The organism is Clostridium sp. D33t1_170424_F3 (genome assembly GCF_015667585.1).
In the GTDB taxonomy this organism is placed as follows: Bacteria; Bacillota; Clostridia; order Oscillospirales; family Acutalibacteraceae; genus Anaeromassilibacillus.
Map to the genome: position 1 here is coordinate 24,460 of NZ_JADPEG010000006.1, position 15,370 is coordinate 39,829.

16 protein-coding genes and 1 riboswitch are annotated in these 15,370 nt (G+C 53.8%); all 16 genes read left to right on the forward strand.

Annotation, left to right across the window (positions count from 1 at the left end; translation table 11 throughout):
• The first annotated feature begins 189 nt into the window (after positions 1-189).
• Positions 190-1,023, forward strand: a complete 834-nt coding sequence (locus I4V53_RS05280) for a mechanosensitive ion channel family protein (protein ID WP_195984344.1) — start codon at positions 190-192, stop codon at positions 1,021-1,023.
• Between the two features lie 22 nt (positions 1,024-1,045).
• Positions 1,046-1,224: riboswitch (cobalamin riboswitch) on the forward strand.
• A gap of 140 nt (positions 1,225-1,364) precedes the next feature.
• A complete protein-coding gene (gene cbiD, locus I4V53_RS05285; RefSeq protein ID WP_286167037.1) occupies positions 1,365-2,504 on the forward strand; it encodes a cobalt-precorrin-5B (C(1))-methyltransferase CbiD in 1,140 nt (379 codons plus the stop codon).
• Positions 2,501-3,280, forward strand: coding sequence for a precorrin-4 C(11)-methyltransferase (gene cobM, locus I4V53_RS05290; RefSeq protein ID WP_195984345.1), 780 nt, complete (start codon positions 2,501-2,503; stop codon positions 3,278-3,280). The genes cbiD and cobM overlap by 4 nt, the downstream gene beginning before the upstream one ends.
• A complete protein-coding gene (locus tag I4V53_RS05295; RefSeq protein WP_195984346.1) occupies positions 3,270-4,322 on the forward strand; it encodes a cobalt-precorrin 5A hydrolase in 1,053 nt (350 codons plus the stop codon). The genes cobM and I4V53_RS05295 overlap by 11 nt, the downstream gene beginning before the upstream one ends.
• A complete protein-coding gene (gene cobJ, locus I4V53_RS05300; protein ID WP_195984347.1) occupies positions 4,319-5,050 on the forward strand; it encodes a precorrin-3B C(17)-methyltransferase in 732 nt (243 codons plus the stop codon). The genes I4V53_RS05295 and cobJ overlap by 4 nt, the downstream gene beginning before the upstream one ends.
• Positions 5,050-5,817 (forward strand): precorrin-6A reductase, encoded by a 768-nt coding sequence (gene cobK / locus I4V53_RS05305; RefSeq protein WP_195984348.1) that lies wholly within the window; start codon positions 5,050-5,052, stop codon positions 5,815-5,817. The genes cobJ and cobK overlap by 1 nt, the downstream gene beginning before the upstream one ends.
• A gap of 13 nt (positions 5,818-5,830) precedes the next feature.
• Positions 5,831-7,036, forward strand: a complete 1,206-nt coding sequence (gene cbiE / locus I4V53_RS05310) for a precorrin-6y C5,15-methyltransferase (decarboxylating) subunit CbiE (RefSeq protein ID WP_195984349.1) — start codon at positions 5,831-5,833, stop codon at positions 7,034-7,036.
• Positions 7,033-8,415: a cobyrinic acid a,c-diamide synthase CobB gene (locus tag I4V53_RS05315; protein ID WP_195984350.1), complete on the forward strand. Its 1,383-nt coding sequence runs from the start codon at positions 7,033-7,035 to the stop codon at positions 8,413-8,415. The genes cbiE and I4V53_RS05315 overlap by 4 nt, the downstream gene beginning before the upstream one ends.
• The gene (gene cobT / locus I4V53_RS05320) at positions 8,402-9,460 is read left to right on the forward strand and encodes a nicotinate-nucleotide--dimethylbenzimidazole phosphoribosyltransferase (protein WP_195984351.1); all 1,059 of its coding nucleotides are present in this window, start codon (positions 8,402-8,404) and stop codon (positions 9,458-9,460) included. Before I4V53_RS05315 ends, cobT begins: the two co-directional genes overlap by 14 nt.
• Positions 9,461-9,472: 12 nt before the next feature.
• A complete protein-coding gene (locus tag I4V53_RS05325) occupies positions 9,473-10,012 on the forward strand; it encodes a bifunctional adenosylcobinamide kinase/adenosylcobinamide-phosphate guanylyltransferase (protein WP_195984352.1) in 540 nt (179 codons plus the stop codon).
• Positions 10,003-10,767, forward strand: coding sequence for an adenosylcobinamide-GDP ribazoletransferase (gene cobS, locus I4V53_RS05330; protein WP_353616477.1), 765 nt, complete (start codon positions 10,003-10,005; stop codon positions 10,765-10,767). The genes I4V53_RS05325 and cobS overlap by 10 nt, the downstream gene beginning before the upstream one ends.
• Before the next feature lie 18 nt (positions 10,768-10,785).
• Positions 10,786-11,169, forward strand: a complete 384-nt coding sequence (locus I4V53_RS05335; RefSeq protein WP_195984353.1) for a bifunctional adenosylcobinamide kinase/adenosylcobinamide-phosphate guanylyltransferase — start codon at positions 10,786-10,788, stop codon at positions 11,167-11,169.
• Positions 11,166-12,137, forward strand: coding sequence for an adenosylcobinamide-phosphate synthase CbiB (gene cbiB, locus I4V53_RS05340; RefSeq protein ID WP_195984354.1), 972 nt, complete (start codon positions 11,166-11,168; stop codon positions 12,135-12,137). The genes I4V53_RS05335 and cbiB overlap by 4 nt, the downstream gene beginning before the upstream one ends.
• A gap of 5 nt (positions 12,138-12,142) precedes the next feature.
• Entirely contained in the window at positions 12,143-13,204 is a 1,062-nt protein-coding gene (gene cobD / locus I4V53_RS05345; RefSeq protein ID WP_353616478.1) for a threonine-phosphate decarboxylase CobD, read from the forward strand.
• A gap of 7 nt (positions 13,205-13,211) precedes the next feature.
• Positions 13,212-14,714: a cobyric acid synthase gene (locus I4V53_RS05350; RefSeq protein WP_195984356.1), complete on the forward strand. Its 1,503-nt coding sequence runs from the start codon at positions 13,212-13,214 to the stop codon at positions 14,712-14,714.
• Between the two features lie 12 nt (positions 14,715-14,726).
• Entirely contained in the window at positions 14,727-15,362 is a 636-nt protein-coding gene (locus I4V53_RS05355; RefSeq protein WP_195984357.1) for a precorrin-8X methylmutase, read from the forward strand.
• Positions 15,363-15,370 lie beyond the last annotated feature (8 nt).

Sequence of the window (15,370 nt, forward strand, 5' to 3'; positions counted from 1 at the left end):
GAATGAATTTTCTTTTGGTTACAATTGCATTATAACATTTGTTTCTAAAATATGCAATAGAAACTTCAATAATATAGGTTATAATATACAAAATACGCCTGAATTCTCTTTGCAAGGGCTTGTTTTTCGAGATCGTTTCCAGTATATTAAATGAAGTAGAATATGAAATAGACAGGGGAAGGTGTTTTTATGGGAGGTGCGTCCGCCAAGCTGTGGGAATCTTTTCTGAAGTGGTGGGAGGAGTCGGGGCCGGGTTTATTGGGCGATATACTCAGTGCGATTGTAATTCTGGTTTTAGGCTGGTGGCTCAGCAAAATTGTCGTCCGTTTCATGAAGCGCGCAATGTCCCGCACAAAAGCGGAAGCAGGCGTCATCTCGTTTATCTGTTCTCTTGTAAAGGCCGCGGTACAGGTGCTCGTCTGTATTACCGCTCTGTCTAAATTGGGCGTGCCTGTCAGTTCTATTATTGCCACTTTGGGTGCGGCGAGTGTGACGATTGGCCTGGCCTTGAAAGACAATATGACCAATATTGCCAGCGGCGCGCAGATTATCTTTACCAAGCCGTTTGCAGTGGGGGACTATCTTCTGCTGGATGGCGTGGAGGGAAAGGTGGAGCGGATTGAAATCATGTTTACCACACTGCGCACATTTGACAACAAGGAAATCGTTATTCCAAATTCGAAGGTGACAGTGAGTACCATCACCAATTATTCCGCGATGACCACCCGGCGTCTGGATCTCACCTATTCCATCGCCTACGATGCCAATATTGCCCAGGCAAAGGCGCTGCTCTGCGCGCTTGCGGAGAAAAACCCGCTGGTTGAAAAGGAACCGGCGCCGTTGATTGCGGTGGGCGAGCATCAGGACAGCAGCATCCAGATGATCGTTCGCGTCTGGTGCAAAACAGAGGACTATTATACGCTGTATTATCAAATGCAGGAGGACGTCAAGCTGGCGTTCGATCAGGCGGGAATCAACATCCCTTTCCCGCAGATGGACGTCCATGTGGATCACCTCAGTTGACAAACAAAGGAAATTCGCTTAGAATAAACAACAGAATACAGGTTCCGCTTTTGCGGATGAAAAGGGAAGCAGGTGTAAATCCTGCGCAAGTCCGTTGCTGTGAGTACGGAGCGCTGCCCCAATCAGCCACTGGTAAACCGGGAAGGCGGGATGGTGTGTCGATGTATGAGCCAGAATACCTGCCGTATTTCTATTCATGCGACTCTCCACGGTACTGGAGTGCGTGTGGCTGATAAGTGAACATGATGCGCGGGGTGCCGCGCCCATTTTCATTTGCAATTCACGCCATTCGGTAATGCGAGTTACTGGATGGCTTTTTTGTTTTTACAGGAGGTACGCCGTTGAAGCTGGAGGAATACGTATACCGGGGACAAAAACGGCTGCGCTGCGGCTACACAACGGGTTCCTGTGCGGCTGCTGCGGCGAAAGCGGCGGCGGTAATGCTCCTGTCCGAAAAGCAGGTAGAAGAAGTCAGTCTGATGACGCCAAAAGGAATTCTTCTGCGTTTGACTGTTCAGGACGTGCGGATCGGAAGAGGGGAAGTTTCCTGCGCTATTCAAAAAGACAGTGGCGACGACCCGGACATTACCAACGGCGTTTTGGTTTATGCGCATGTAACCCGCATCGACCAGGACATTCTTGTGGAAGGCGGCGAAGGCGTTGGGCGCGTCACACGGGCAGGGCTGAAATGCGTGGTGGGAGAAGCGGCGATCAATCCCGGGCCCCGCGAACTGATTATCCGGAATGTACAGGAGGTTTGCCGGGAGTATGCGTATCCAGGCGGAATGCGCGTCCGGATTTCTGTTCCTGACGGCGTGGAATTGGCGAAAAAAACCTTTAATCCCCGGTTGGGAATCGAGGGGGGAATCTCAATTCTGGGTTCAACCGGTATTGTAGAGCCAATGAGCGAACGCGCGTTAATTGAGACGATCCGCGCCGAGCTGACGCAGATGAAGGCGAACGGTGCGCAGGTTGCGGCGGTGGTCCCCGGCAACTATGGGGAAACGTTTTTACACGACCGTCTTTCCCTGCCGTGCAGGGCTGTGCAATGCAGCAATTATATAGGAGATATGTTGGATCTTGCCGTGGAGCTTCAATTAGATGGTATTCTTTTAGTCGGCCATATTGGAAAGCTGGTAAAACTGGCGGGCGGCATTATGAACACGCATTCCCGTTATGCCGATGGGCGGATGGAGATTCTGGCGGCCCATGCGGCGCTGCATGGGGCTGACACCTCCTTAATTGCCCGGCTGATGGACTGTGTTGCAACAGATGAAGCGCTTTCCATACTGGACGGACAAGCGCTGCTGTACCCAGTAATGGATACCATCATGAAGAAAATTTCCGGTCATATGGACCTGCGTGTGCATGGAAGCTTGCAGACCGCAGCGGTCGCTTTTTCAGACGCTTATGGCGTCTTGGGGCAGACAGACCGTGCGGACGGTCTGATCCAACGGCTCAGAGAGGAAGATAGAAAATGATCTATATTGTAGGGGCAGGTTCCGGGGCGGTGGATCTGATTACTGTCCGCGGCGCACGCCTGTTGCGTAATGCCGACGTTGTTGTTTATGCGGGCTCTTTGGTCAATCCGCAAATCCTTACGGAGTACACGAAACCGGAGTGCCAGATTTATGACAGCGCTCGCATGACGTTGGAAGAGGTGCTGCAGGTACTAATTACAGGGGAAAAAGCCGGTTTGACAGTTGTGCGTCTGCATACGGGGGACCCCTGTCTGTATGGGGCTATCCGCGAGCAGATGGATGCATTGGATGCGCAGGGCGTTGCGTATGAAGTGGTGCCGGGAGTCAGTTCTTTTTGCGGAGCCGCCGCCGCTCTGCGCGCAGAATACACGCTGCCCGGCGTTTCCCAGTCAGTTATCATCACACGAATGGCGGGGCGCACCCCTGTGCCGGAAAGGGAAGAGATTGAAAAGCTGGCGTCGCACGGTGCGACAATGGTGGTTTTCCTCAGCACAGGATATTTAAAGGAGCTCAGGGAACGCTTGCTCGCCGGCGGATACGCATCGGATACGCCGGCGGCAATCGTGTATAAAGCGACCTGGCCGGATGAAAAAGTGGTGCGCGGTACAGTGGAAGAACTGCCGCAAATGGCGGAAGAAAACGGAATCGAAAAAACGGCATTGATTCTGGTAGGCGGGTTCTTGGGAAATCAGTACGATCGCTCTAAACTGTACGATCCTTCCTTTTCCCATGGATACCGAACGGCCGTAAGCCCGGAGACCTTGCATGAAGATTGAGTTAATTGCCTTTTCTGCAAGGGGAGCGAAGCTGGCGGCTCAAACGGCCTCTTTGCTGGAAGAAGCGGGACATATCTGCCAAGCCTTTGCCCCGGAAAAGTATGCGGTGCAAAGGTCTGTTATGCCGCTTCAACAAACGCTTTCCGGCTGGACGGAGCAGGCGTTTCTCCATGCAGACGCGCTCCTGTTTATTGGCGCCTGCGGAATAGCCGTGCGGAGCATTGCGCCGTATCTGCGGAGTAAAAAAGATGACCCGGCCGTTCTTGTAATGGATGAATGTGGGCGCTTTGTAATATCTCTGGTTTCCGGGCATGTTGGCGGCGCAAATGCGTTGGCGGAGGAAATCGCCGGATGGACCGGCGCAACACCGGTCATAACGACCGCTACTGACGTCAACGGACTGTTTGCGGTGGATACCTGGGCGGTGGAAAATCAAATGATGGTCACTGATTTTGCGGCGGCAAAGGCAATATCATCCGCTCTGCTGAATGGGCAGACCGTCGGTTTCTACAGCGATTTTCCAGTGCAGGGAGCATTGCCCAAGGGGCTGGCGTGGATGCAGGAAGGGGAAATCGGGATCCAGGTTTCATTGCGCTCAGAGCCGCGATTTCAGACCGCCTGCTGGTTGATTCCGCGTGTCCTGACAGTGGGAATCGGTTGTAAAAAGGGCATTTCAAAAGAAAAAATAGAAAACGCTGTAAAAAACGCCCTGCAAGGTATTGGGCTTTACATCAAAAATATAAAAAAAGTGACATCGATTGACTTAAAAACGCATGAAATAGGGATTTTTGAGCTTTGTAAAGCCTATAAGCTTGACAGAGAATTTTATACAGCAGAGCAGCTGAAACAGGTTTCCGGGCGGTTTTCCGGCTCGGATTTTGTAAAAAAAGTGACCGGCGTGGACAATGTCTGTGAGCGGGCGGCGGTGATCGGCGGAGGGCGTCTTATTCTCTCAAAGCAGGTTTACGACGGGGTGACAGTTGCCGTAGCGGCGGAGCCCTGGACGGTCGTTTTTTCACGCGCGGAAGGAGAATCAATATGAAGCTATACGTTGTGGGGCTTGGGCCGGGCGCACCGGAGCAGATGACCAACCGCGCCGCCGCCGCTCTGGAGAAAAGCGACGTCATTGTAGGATATACCGGATATGTGGAGCAGATTGCGCCGCTCTATCCAAAGAAAAAACAGATTTCCACGCCCATGCGGGGGGAGCGAGAACGCTGCCGAATCGCAGTGGAAGAAGCCGCTGCAGGAAAGACGGTATCCATTGTCTGCAGCGGGGACGCCGGCGTTTACGGAATGGCAAGCCCTGTTTTGGAGGCGGCGTCCGTTTATCCGGACTTGGAAATAGAAGTTGTCCCGGGGGTAACAGCGGCGTGCAGCGGGGCGGCTCTGCTGGGCGCTCCGCTTTCCCATGATTTTGCAGTGATCAGCTTGAGCGATCTTTTAACGCCCTGGGAGTTGATAGAAAAGCGTCTGGCATGCGCGGCAGAGGCGGATTTTTCGATCTGCCTGTACAACCCTTCCAGTAAAAAACGGGCGGACTACCTGCAAAAAGCTTGTGCAATCATTTTGCGGTTTCGCTCGCCGGATACGCCTGCGGGGGCGGTTCGGAATATTGGACGTGAGGGAGAAACCGCGGCGTATATGACGTTGGAGGAATTGCAGCGTTATCAGGCGGACATGTTTACAACGGTTTTTATTGGTAACTCTCAGACAAAAATGATTCATGGAAAAATGGTGACGCCGCGGGGATATCGGGAGGAAGCATAATGCCGTCTGTATTGCTGTTTGCTGGTACCAGTGAAGGCCGAGAACTGGCGGAGCGTCTGATTGGGTGTGGATTGCAGATTTATGTCAGCGTCGCAACCGGTTATGGAGAGGCCCTTTTGCCGCGCGCGGGACTGCATGTTTTGCAGGGCCGGATGGACAAGGAACAAATAGAGCAATTTTTGCGGGCGCATACGGTGGATTGCGTCGTCGACGCCACGCATCCCTATGCCGTGTTGGCGACAAAGAATATCCAATCTGCCTGCCATGGTCTTGCGGTTGACTATTTGCGTCTTTTGCGCGAGCGTACAGAAGCGTCGTTCAGTGAGCGGCAGGATTATCTGTATGTGGAGAATGCGCAGGCAGCGGTTGATGCTTTGTATAAAACGCAGGGGAATGTATTGCTGACGACAGGCTCAAAAGACCTGTCCGCCTTCACACAAATACCGGATTACCAACAGAGATTATTTGTGAGAATCCTGCCCAGCGTGGAGGCGGTCCAGCATGGCCTGGACCTGGGCGTCGCGCCAAGCCGTTTGATCTGCATGCAGGGGCCCTTTTCCAAAGAATTGAATCTGGCTTTGCTGCACCAGTTTGCGATTCAGACATTGGTAACAAAGGAGTCGGGAAAAGCCGGGGGATTTACAGAAAAGCTGGAAGCGGCGCAGGAGGCGGGGATTCAAACAATTGTGATCGGGAGACCGCCGCAGGCTCCGGGGGATTCATTGGAGTCCGTTTGGGCCAAGTTAAAACAAAGATTTTCATTATGAGGAGGCGGACACGATGGCGGAACAGATTTATTTTGTCGGCATTGGGATGGGGAATCGCGATACGCTGACCATCGGCGCGTGGAAAGCGCTGCAACAATGTGACTGCCTGATCGGCGCGCAGCGGATGCTGGACGCGTTTCAGGATTTGCCCTGTGAAAAGCGCGCATTGACGTTATCGGAACAGATCGCCGCGTATATCCAATCGAATCCGCAGCATCGTGTGATCGGCATTGTCTTTTCCGGAGATCTGGGATTTTACAGCGGCGCAAAACGTTTGCGGGAGCTTTTGCGGGCATACCCGATCCAGGAGTTTTGCGGAATCAGCTCGGTTTCCTATTTCTGCGCAAAGCTGCACCAGTCATGGGAGGATGTGCATTTAATCAGCCTGCATGGACGTGCGGGAAACCTGGTGGGAGTGGTACAGAACCATGAGAAGGTCTTTATTTTGGCGGGTCAGCTGCACGCGCAGGCGGTCTGCCGGAATCTCTGTGATGCCGGTCTCGAGCAGGTGACTGTATCTGTGGGGGAGCGTCTGTCCTATCCGGATGAACGCGTGACGACGGGAACCGCGCGGGAGCTATCCGAACAGGAGTTTCACCCGCTCAGCGTGTTACTGATTCAAAATCCAGAGGCTTTGAATCAGACGGGATTTGGACTGCCCGACCACCTTTTTCTGCGGGGCGGCGCGCCGATGACCAAATCCGAGGTACGTGCGGTTTCCCTTGCGCGGCTCCGGCTCCGGCCGGACAGCGTTGCCTGGGACGTCGGTTCCGGTACAGGCTCGGTAGCGGTGGAAATGGCGCTGCAATCAAAATATGGAAGCGTCTATGCGGTGGAAAAAGAGGAAGAAGCGGTGGAACTGATCCGGCAGAACCGCAGCAAGTTTTCTGTTCTGCATATGAGCGTTGTTCAGGGAGAAGCGCCCACGGCCTTGGACGGTCTGCCCGCGCCGGACAGCGTGTTTATCGGCGGCTGTTCCGGTAATTTGGAGGCTGTGATGCGTACGGCGCTTTATAAAAACCCGAAGGTGCGGGTTGTGGTCAACGCCATTACGCTGGAGACGCTGCATGCGGCGGTCGATGCGTTTGCGTCTTTGCATTTTACAGATGTAGAGATTTCACAGGTTTCGGTTGCCAGAGCGAATCAAGCTGGCCCGTATCATATGATGCTGGGGCAAAATCCGGTTTATGTGCTCAGCGGGCAGGGGGCAGGCTTGTGATTGGGTTGCAGCCGCGCATTCTTCTGGCCGCTGCCGTCAGCGGTTCAGGCAAAACGACGGTGACGTGCGCGATCCTTCGTGCGCTGAAAAATCGCGGCGTACGCGCGGCGGCGTTTAAGTGCGGCCCGGATTATATTGACCCCATGTTTCACCGGGAGGTTTTGGAAGTCCCTTCAACAAATCTGGATCTGTTTCTTTTGCAGGAACAGACTGTCCGTTCCCTTTTATGCGAAAACGCGCAGGAGGCCGGCATTGCCATTTTGGAGGGCGTGATGGGGTATTACGACGGAATTGGCATGACAGATCGGACGAGCAGCTTTCATATGGCGTGCGTGACGAAAAGCCCTGTGGTATTGCTTGTGGACGCGCGTGGCGCGGCGCTTTCCCTATTGGCACAGATCGAAGGATTTTTGAGGTATCGGCCGGACAGCCGCATTGCGGGCGTCATTTTCAACCGGCTATCTCCCGCGCAGTATCCTGCTTTGAAGGAGCGCGTCGAGCAGGATTTGGGGATCGCATCATTGGGCTTTCTCCCGAAAATGCTGGAAGCAGTGTTGGAAAGCCGCCATCTGGGACTGGTAACAGCGGAAGAAATACAGGGCTTGCAGGATAAGCTGGACATGCTGGCATTTCAGGCGGAGCAGCATATCGATTTGGACGGTTTTCTGGCATTGGCAAGGCGGGCCGAATCTTTGCAATATACGCCTGTGGAGGTTCCCGCGTGTACCGGAGAATTGCGTATTGCGGTAGCCAAAGACAAAGCTTTCTGCTTTTCTTATCCGGATTCGCTTCGCCTGCTGCAAAAAATGGGTGCGGCGCTTTGCTTTTTCAGCCCTTTGCGGGATGAAAAGCTGCCGGAGGGATGCAGTGGGCTTTTGCTGTGCGGCGGTTATCCGGAATTATTTGCACAGGAGCTGGAAGCGAATATCTGCATGCGCGCACAGGTCAAATATGCCGTGCGGAACGGCATGCCCTGCATCGCGGAGTGCGGAGGCTTTTTGTACCTGCATGAGTCGATTGAGGATGAAACCGGCGTCTGTCGGGAGATGGCCGGCGTGCTTCCGATCAAAGGAAAACGGACCGATCGATTACAGCGCTTTGGCTATGCAGTTTTGACAGCCAGAGAAAACAACCTTCTCTGCAATAAAGGAGAAACCATACCGGTGCACGAATTCCATTATTGGGACAGCACCGACAGCGGCGCGTCTTTCCGGGCTCGGAAGGCGTCCAATGGAACGGAGTGGGACTGTGTTTTTGCGGGAGATACGCTTTATGCGGGGTATCCCCATCTGCATTTTTGTTCCAATCCGAGGATGGCCATATCCTTTTTGCAAAGATGCCAGAGATATAAAGAGGAGCAGATCAATGACTTTAGATGAAGCGATTCGCGGGATTGTCCCGCCGGACGAAGCCGCCGTTCAGCTGGCCTGGCAGAGGTGGGACAGCATTGCAAAGCCGCTGCGGAGCTTGGGCCTTTTGGAAGAAGCGCTGGCGCGCATTGCCGGTATGACCGGAACGCCGGAAATTGACCTCAGCCGCAGGGCGGTAACGGTGTTTTGTGCAGATAACGGCGTCGTACAGGAGGGCGTTACACAGACGGGCCAGGAGGTGACCGCGGTTGTGACGGAGAACCTTTCCAAGGGGGATACCAGTGTCTGCCGGATGGCGCAGGTGGCGCATGCGGACGTTTTTCCGGTCGATATCGGCGTTGCACGCGATGTGGTGGGAGAGAACATTCTGCATCGGAAGGTTGCGTATGGAACGCAGAACATGGCAAAGAGTCCCGCAATGACGCGTGGACAGGCGGTTCAGGCGCTGGAGACAGGGATTCAATTGGCACTGGAGCTCAAGGAGAAAGGCTACAAAATTCTGGCGACAGGTGAAATGGGGATTGGGAATACAACCACCAGCAGTGCGATCACCGCTGTATTTCTGCGTTTGCCGCCGGAGCAGGTGACGGGGCGCGGCGCAGGGCTGTCTTCCGAAGGACTGAAAAGGAAGATACAGGCAATTGAGCGGGCGATTGCGGTCAATCAGCCGGACTGCAATGACGCAGTCGATGTGCTTTGCAAGGTTGGAGGGCTGGATTTGGCAGGGCTGGCCGGCGTGTTTCTCGGCGGCGCTTTGGCGCGTATTCCTGTTGTGGTGGATGGTTTCATTTCCGCGGCCGCGGCGCTGGCAGCGGTCCGGCTGTGTCCGTCCGTCAAAGGGTATTTGCTGGCGTCCCATGTTTCCAGTGAACCGGCGGGTTGTCTTTTAATGCAGGAGTTGGAGCTGTGGCCGTTTATCACAGCTGATATGTCGTTAGGAGAAGGAACGGGCGCTGTAGCCGCCCTGCCGATTTTGGATATGGCATGCGCGGTTTACAACGGGATGCGCACATTTGAGCAGATCGCTATTGCGCCTTATCAGCCTTTGGCCTAGGAGGAATACGCAATGTTGACGTTGATTTTGGGCGGCGCCGCCAGTGGAAAGTCCGAATATGCCGAAGATTTGGCGATGGAGCTTCCCGGTGCGCCGCGGATCTATCTGGCGACCATGCAGGCAAACGACGCGGAAAGCCGGGCGCGTGTGGAGCGGCACAGGGCATTGCGCAAGGGGAAAGGCTTTTTGACAGTGGAGTGTCCATTGAAATTGGAAAATGTTGCGGTTCCTCCAGGATCGATCGTTTTGCTGGAATGCATGTCCAATTTGCTGGCGAATGAGTATTTTAGTCCGGAAGGTGCGGGAGGGCTGGCCTGTGAACAAATTCTGCGCGGGATGGATCGCTTATGCCGACTTGCCGATCACACCGTTGTTGTTTCTAATCTGGTGTTTTCAGATGGAATGGTATATGATGCGTCCACCATGGAGTATATCGCAATGCTGGCGCGCGTGAACGCCTCATTGGCGCAAAAAGCGGATCGTGTGGTGGAGGTTGTATGCTCTATTCCAATTTTTTATAAGGGGAAAGGGGAAACTACAGCGTGCGTCTGATTCGATCGTTCTGTATTGCTTTTTCGATGTATTCCCGTCTGCCTGTGCCGCATACGGAATGGACCGAAGACGATATGCGGTATGTCATGTGTTTCTTTCCGCTGATCGGTGCGGTGATCGGTTTGGTTTTGATTGCGTGGACTTCACTTGCCGCTCATTGGGAGATAGGAAAAGCTTTGTTTGCCGGGGTTGCGGCGGTTATTCCGGCGGTTTTGACCGGGGGCATCCATCTGGATGGGTTTTGTGATACGCTGGATGCCCTGGGGTCCCGGCAGCCGATGGAACGCAAGCTGGAAATCCTGAAGGACTCCAACAGCGGCGCGTTTGCCGTCATGGGCTGCTGCATATATTTCCTGCTGCTGTTCTGCCTGTGGCAGGAATGGGCGCTGAATGGGAAATCCCTGTGCATTCTGGCGGTTGGTTTTGTACTTTCCCGCGTGTTGAGCGGCCTTTCCGTGGTTTGCTTTCCGTGTGCAAAAAACAGCGGCTTGTTGGCCATGTTTTCCCACACGGCGGATAAACGGCGCACGGCCTGGGTGCTGGCTGCCTATCTGGTTTTATCTGCGGCTTTTTTATTGCTGGTTGACGCCAGAACCGGCGCTGCGGTATTGATTGCGGCGCTCGCGGCGTTTGGATATTATCGTTGGATGTCTGTGCGGGAATTCGGCGGAACCACCGGCGACTTGGCTGGATGGTTTTTACAGCTGTGCGAATTGGCCATTTTATTGGCGGCCGTCATTGTACAGAAAATATAAAGGTTGGGAGAAGAAAACATGCGTCTGGTAATTGGCGGTGCGAAGCAGGGGAAACTGCAGTGGGTGTTAAAGGAAATCGGCGGTGTGGCGTCGCAGGTAGCGTATACCTGCGATGAGGCGGAAAACATGCCGGTTTGGAATGCGCTGCACGAAGAAATCCGCAGGCTGATGCTGTTTGGGCAGGACCCGGTAAAAGCAGTGGAACGGGTGCTGTTTCAGAATCCGGAGGTTGCGATCCTGTGCGATGAAATTGGCTGTGGAATCGTACCGATTGATGCTTTTGAACGCGAATGGAGGGAGCAGACAGGGCGGATCTGCTGTATGCTGGCCCGGCGTGCGGATCGGGTGGATCGGATGTTCTGCGGGATTGCGGCCTGTTTGAAGCCGGAGGCTCCGGTATGATCGGCTCTCTTGCAGCGCTTTTGCTGGGCTTCCTTTTAGACCTGTGTTTGGGAGATCCGCATTGGCTGCCGCATCCGGTGCGGTTGATCGGATGGCTGATTCAAAAGCTGGAAAAACTTCTGCGCGCCTGTTTTCCAAAGACGGAACGGGGAGAAAGGTTTGCGGGCGTTCTTCTTGCTGTTTTAGTACCGCTGTTTTCCACCTGTACGGTGGCCGCATTGCTTTTTCTGTGCAGGAAGATAAACGTTTGGCTTTCCTTTGCGTTGGAGACGCTGCTTTGCTATCAGATGTTGGCGGCAAAATCCCTTCGGACAGAAAGTATGAAGGTATATGACCGTCTGCGGGAGGACGATTTGGAGGGTGCGAGAAAGGCTGTGTCCATGATCGTCGGGCGCGATACACAGGCGCTCTCTGAAACCGGTGTGACAAAGGCGGCGGTGGAGACCGTGGCGGAGAACACCTCCGATGGAGAAATTGCGCCGCTTTTCTTTTTGGCATTGGGCGGTGCTCCGTTGGGCGTGTTTTACAAGGCGGTCAACACGATGGATTCCATGGTGGGCTATAAAAACGAACGATACCTGCATTTTGGCAGGGCCGCGGCAAAGCTGGACGACATTTTGAATTTTATTCCTTCCAGGCTGTCGGCATGGCTGATGATCCTGGTAGCCCGTCCTCTGGGACTGGATGCAGAAAATGCGCTTCGGATCTATCGGCGCGACCGCTTTTGCCATGCGAGCCCGAACAGCGCACAGACGGAAGCGGCCTGTGCGGGCGCATTGGGCGTCCAGCTGGCAGGGGACGCTTCTTATTTTGGCAAGCTTGTTGCAAAACCGACGATCGGGGACGAAATGAGACCAGTTGTGCCGGAAGATATCCGGCGGGCCAACCGGCTTTTATATGGGGCGTCGATTCTGATGTTGCTTTTATGTGTGATCTTTCGTTTCTGTATCGTGTTGTATTGGGGGTGATGTTTGTGAATTTGATACACGGCGGCGATATTTACTCGCTGCAAAGAGAGAAGGGAGAAGCGCCGCTCGACTTTTCCGCGAATATCAATCCGCTTGGAATGCCCCCCGGGGCGGTAAAAGCGGCGATGGATTCCCTCGAAGAGTGTGTGCATTATCCGGATCCGCTTTGCCGTGCGCTTAGGGACGCGATCTCCGTATATGAGAGCGTTTCTCCGGAACAGATTGTGTGCGGCAACGGCGCGGCGGATCTGATTTTTCGCATTACCGCTGCGGCAAAACCGCGGACAGCGCTTTTGCCGGTTCCAACCTTTGCAGAATATGAACAGGCATTGACAGCGGTAGGCTGTGAGTGCCGGTTTTATTCGCTGAAAGATACAAATGATTTTGCGCTCATGGAAGATTTTTTACAGGAGCTGACGCCGGAAGTGGATATTGTATTTCTCTGCAATCCCAATAATCCAACCGGGCGGACCATCAAGAAGGACCTGCTTTTGCAGATTGTAGAACGATGTAAGAATTGTTCCATCCGTTTGGTGGTGGACGAATGCTTTAATGACTTTCTGGATGAACCGGGAAACCATACAATGAAGCCGCATCTGAACGCATATCCGAATATGGTTCTCCTAAAGGCGTTTACAAAAATATTTGCCATGCCTGGGCTGCGGTGCGGTTACGCGCTCAGCGCAGACCTCCGCTTCATAGACGCATTGTATACGGAGGGACAGCCGTGGAGCGTTTCCATACCCGCGCAAAAGGCGGGAATTGCGGCATTGACAGATGAGGCCTATTTGAAAGATACGAACCGTCTCATACGGCAGGAGAGGGTGTGGCTCGCGCGGAATCTGGAACAGCTTGGAGCAAAAGTTTATCCGCCGGAGGCCAACTATATTTTATTCCGTATAGAGGATGCGGGGGCCGTTCAAAAACGGCTTGCGGACAAGGGAATCCTGGTGCGCGGTTGTGGAAATTACAGGGGGCTGGACGACCGTTACCTGCGTGTTGCCGTGCGCGGGCGAAAAGAAAATGAGCGGCTCATAGATGCGCTGGAAAACAGCTTAAAGGGGTGAATGCCGGATGGCAAGGGCAATCATGGTGCAGGGGACGATGTCAAATGCGGGAAAGAGCTTTTTAGTCGCTGGTCTGTGCCGCATTTTTAAGCAGGATGGATACCGGGTCGCGCCATTTAAATCACAGAATATGGCGCTGAATTCCTATATCACCTCGGAAGGGCTGGAAATGGGACGCGCGCAGGTGATGCAGGCGGAAGCCGCCGGTGTAGAGCCTTCGGTGCGGATGAATCCTGTCCTGCTGAAACCGACAAATGACACCGGTTCGCAGGTGATCGTCAACGGCAGGCCGATTGGCAATATGGATGCGTCCGCGTACTATCCGTTTAAAAAGCAGCTGGTCGCCCCGATTCTGGCGGCGTACCAGTCCTTGGAGGCAGAGAACGATATCATTGTTCTGGAAGGAGCTGGAAGCCCGGCGGAGATCAACCTGAAACAGGACGATATTGTCAATATGGGCATGGCGAAGCTGGCAAAGGCGCCGGTGCTGCTGGTGGGGGACATTGACCGCGGCGGCGTGTTCGCGTCCCTCTATGGGACCATGGAGCTGTTGGACCCTGCGGAGCGCGGAATGATTAAGGCGATGGTCATTAACAAGTTCCGCGGCGATGTGGAGCTTTTAAAACCGGGCCTCCGCATGCTGGAGAAGCGCACGCATGTACCATTTGCAGGGGTAATTCCCTATTTACGAGTTGCGTTGGATGATGAAGACAGCCTTTCGGAGCAATTACATCAAAAGGCACAGGGGGGCTTGATCGATCTTGCGGTGATCCGCTGCCCAAAGGTGTCCAATTTTACGGATTTTAACCCACTGGCCAGAATGCCCGGCGTTTCCGTGCGGTATGTGGAATCTGTCAGGGAATTCGGCAGCCCGGATATGGTGCTGCTTCCGGGCACGAAAAATGTAATGGGGGATTTGCAATGGATACGGGAAATCGGGCTGGAAGCCTGTATTGTGACCTATGCAAAGCAGGGGAACCCTGTCCTGGGCATCTGCGGCGGATACCAGATGCTGGGCAAAACGATCAGCGATCCGTTCGGCGTGGAGGGCGGTGGAGAGATGGAAGGAATGGGACTGCTTCCGGTATCCACTGTGTATGAAAAAGAAAAGGTTCGTACCCGTGTGAAAGGTTCCGTTTTGCAGGTAAACGGTATTTTGGAGGAACTCTCCAACACGCCGTTTGAGGGGTATGAAATTCATATGGGGAGAACCAAGCGGGAACCGGGAACCGTGCCCTTTGTTACAATGACGGAACAGGGAAAAGAGGAAAAGAAGGACGGCGCGGTATCCGGCAATGTCTATGGTACCTATGCGCACGGCTTTTTTGACGGAAAAGCGGCCGCCGCTTTGGTGCGGTCATTGCTGCATCGCAAAGGGCTGCCCTCAGATGCGCTTCCCGAAATTGATCAGCAGGCGTTTAAAGAGACGCAGTACAATCTATTGGCGGAAGCTCTGCGAAAAAATCTGGACATGCGTATGATTTACCGGATTTTAAAGCAGGGTGTTTAAAAGGAGAACTTTATGCAGTTTGAAACCATACAGCCGGGAGAAATTGAAAAACGCAGCTTTTCCATCATTGAATCGGAATTGAGGGGCAGAACATTACGTTCCGAGGAAGCGCCTGTGATCAAACGGGTGATCCATACAACCGCGGATTTTGACTATGTGGAAAATCTCTGCTTTTCGCCGGATGCCGTAAAAAAGGGGATCGCGGCGCTGAAAAGCGGCGCCTGCATCGTAACGGATACGGAAATGGCGAAGGCAGGCGTCAACAAAAGAAGCCTTGCGCGCTGGGGCGGAGAGGCTTTTTGTTTTATGGCGGATCCAGATGTTGCGAGAGAGGCGAAAGACCGCGGCGTGACCCGGGCGACCGTCAGTATGGAGCATGCCGCGCGTCTGGATGGCCCGTTGATTTTTGCTATTGGAAACGCGCCGACGGCGCTGATTCGCCTGCATGAGTTGATCTGTAAAAAAGAGATTCAACCGGCACTGGTAATCGGCGCGCCGGTTGGATTTGTCAATGTGGTGGAAGCGAAAGAGTTGATTTTACAAGATGAATCGCCTTATATTGTTGCGCGCGGCAGAAAAGGCGGCAGCAATGTGGCGGCGGCTATTTGCAATGCGCTGCTATATTTAGCGGAAGATCGGAAATTGTGAGAATAAAG

Excerpts from the sequence above, each read along its gene's own strand:
- I4V53_RS05295 (WP_195984346.1), top strand. The coding sequence starts at position 3,270 with ATGAAGATTGAGTTAATTGCCTTTTCTGCAAGGGGAGCGAAGCTGGCG.
- I4V53_RS05350 (WP_195984356.1), top strand. The coding sequence starts at position 13,212 with ATGGCAAGGGCAATCATGGTGCAGGGGACGATGTCAAATGCGGGAAAG.
- cbiB (WP_195984354.1), top strand. The coding sequence starts at position 11,166 with ATGATCGGCTCTCTTGCAGCGCTTTTGCTGGGCTTCCTTTTAGACCTG.
- I4V53_RS05325 (WP_195984352.1), top strand. The coding sequence starts at position 9,473 with ATGTTGACGTTGATTTTGGGCGGCGCCGCCAGTGGAAAGTCCGAATAT.
- cobJ (WP_195984347.1), top strand. The coding sequence starts at position 4,319 with ATGAAGCTATACGTTGTGGGGCTTGGGCCGGGCGCACCGGAGCAGATG.
- cbiE (WP_195984349.1), top strand. The coding sequence starts at position 5,831 with ATGGCGGAACAGATTTATTTTGTCGGCATTGGGATGGGGAATCGCGAT.
- cobM (WP_195984345.1), top strand. The coding sequence starts at position 2,501 with ATGATCTATATTGTAGGGGCAGGTTCCGGGGCGGTGGATCTGATTACT.
- I4V53_RS05335 (WP_195984353.1), top strand. The coding sequence starts at position 10,786 with ATGCGTCTGGTAATTGGCGGTGCGAAGCAGGGGAAACTGCAGTGGGTG.
- I4V53_RS05280 (WP_195984344.1), top strand. The coding sequence starts at position 190 with ATGGGAGGTGCGTCCGCCAAGCTGTGGGAATCTTTTCTGAAGTGGTGG.
- cobT (WP_195984351.1), top strand. The coding sequence starts at position 8,402 with ATGACTTTAGATGAAGCGATTCGCGGGATTGTCCCGCCGGACGAAGCC.
- I4V53_RS05355 (WP_195984357.1), top strand. The coding sequence starts at position 14,727 with ATGCAGTTTGAAACCATACAGCCGGGAGAAATTGAAAAACGCAGCTTT.
- cobK (WP_195984348.1), top strand. The coding sequence starts at position 5,050 with ATGCCGTCTGTATTGCTGTTTGCTGGTACCAGTGAAGGCCGAGAACTG.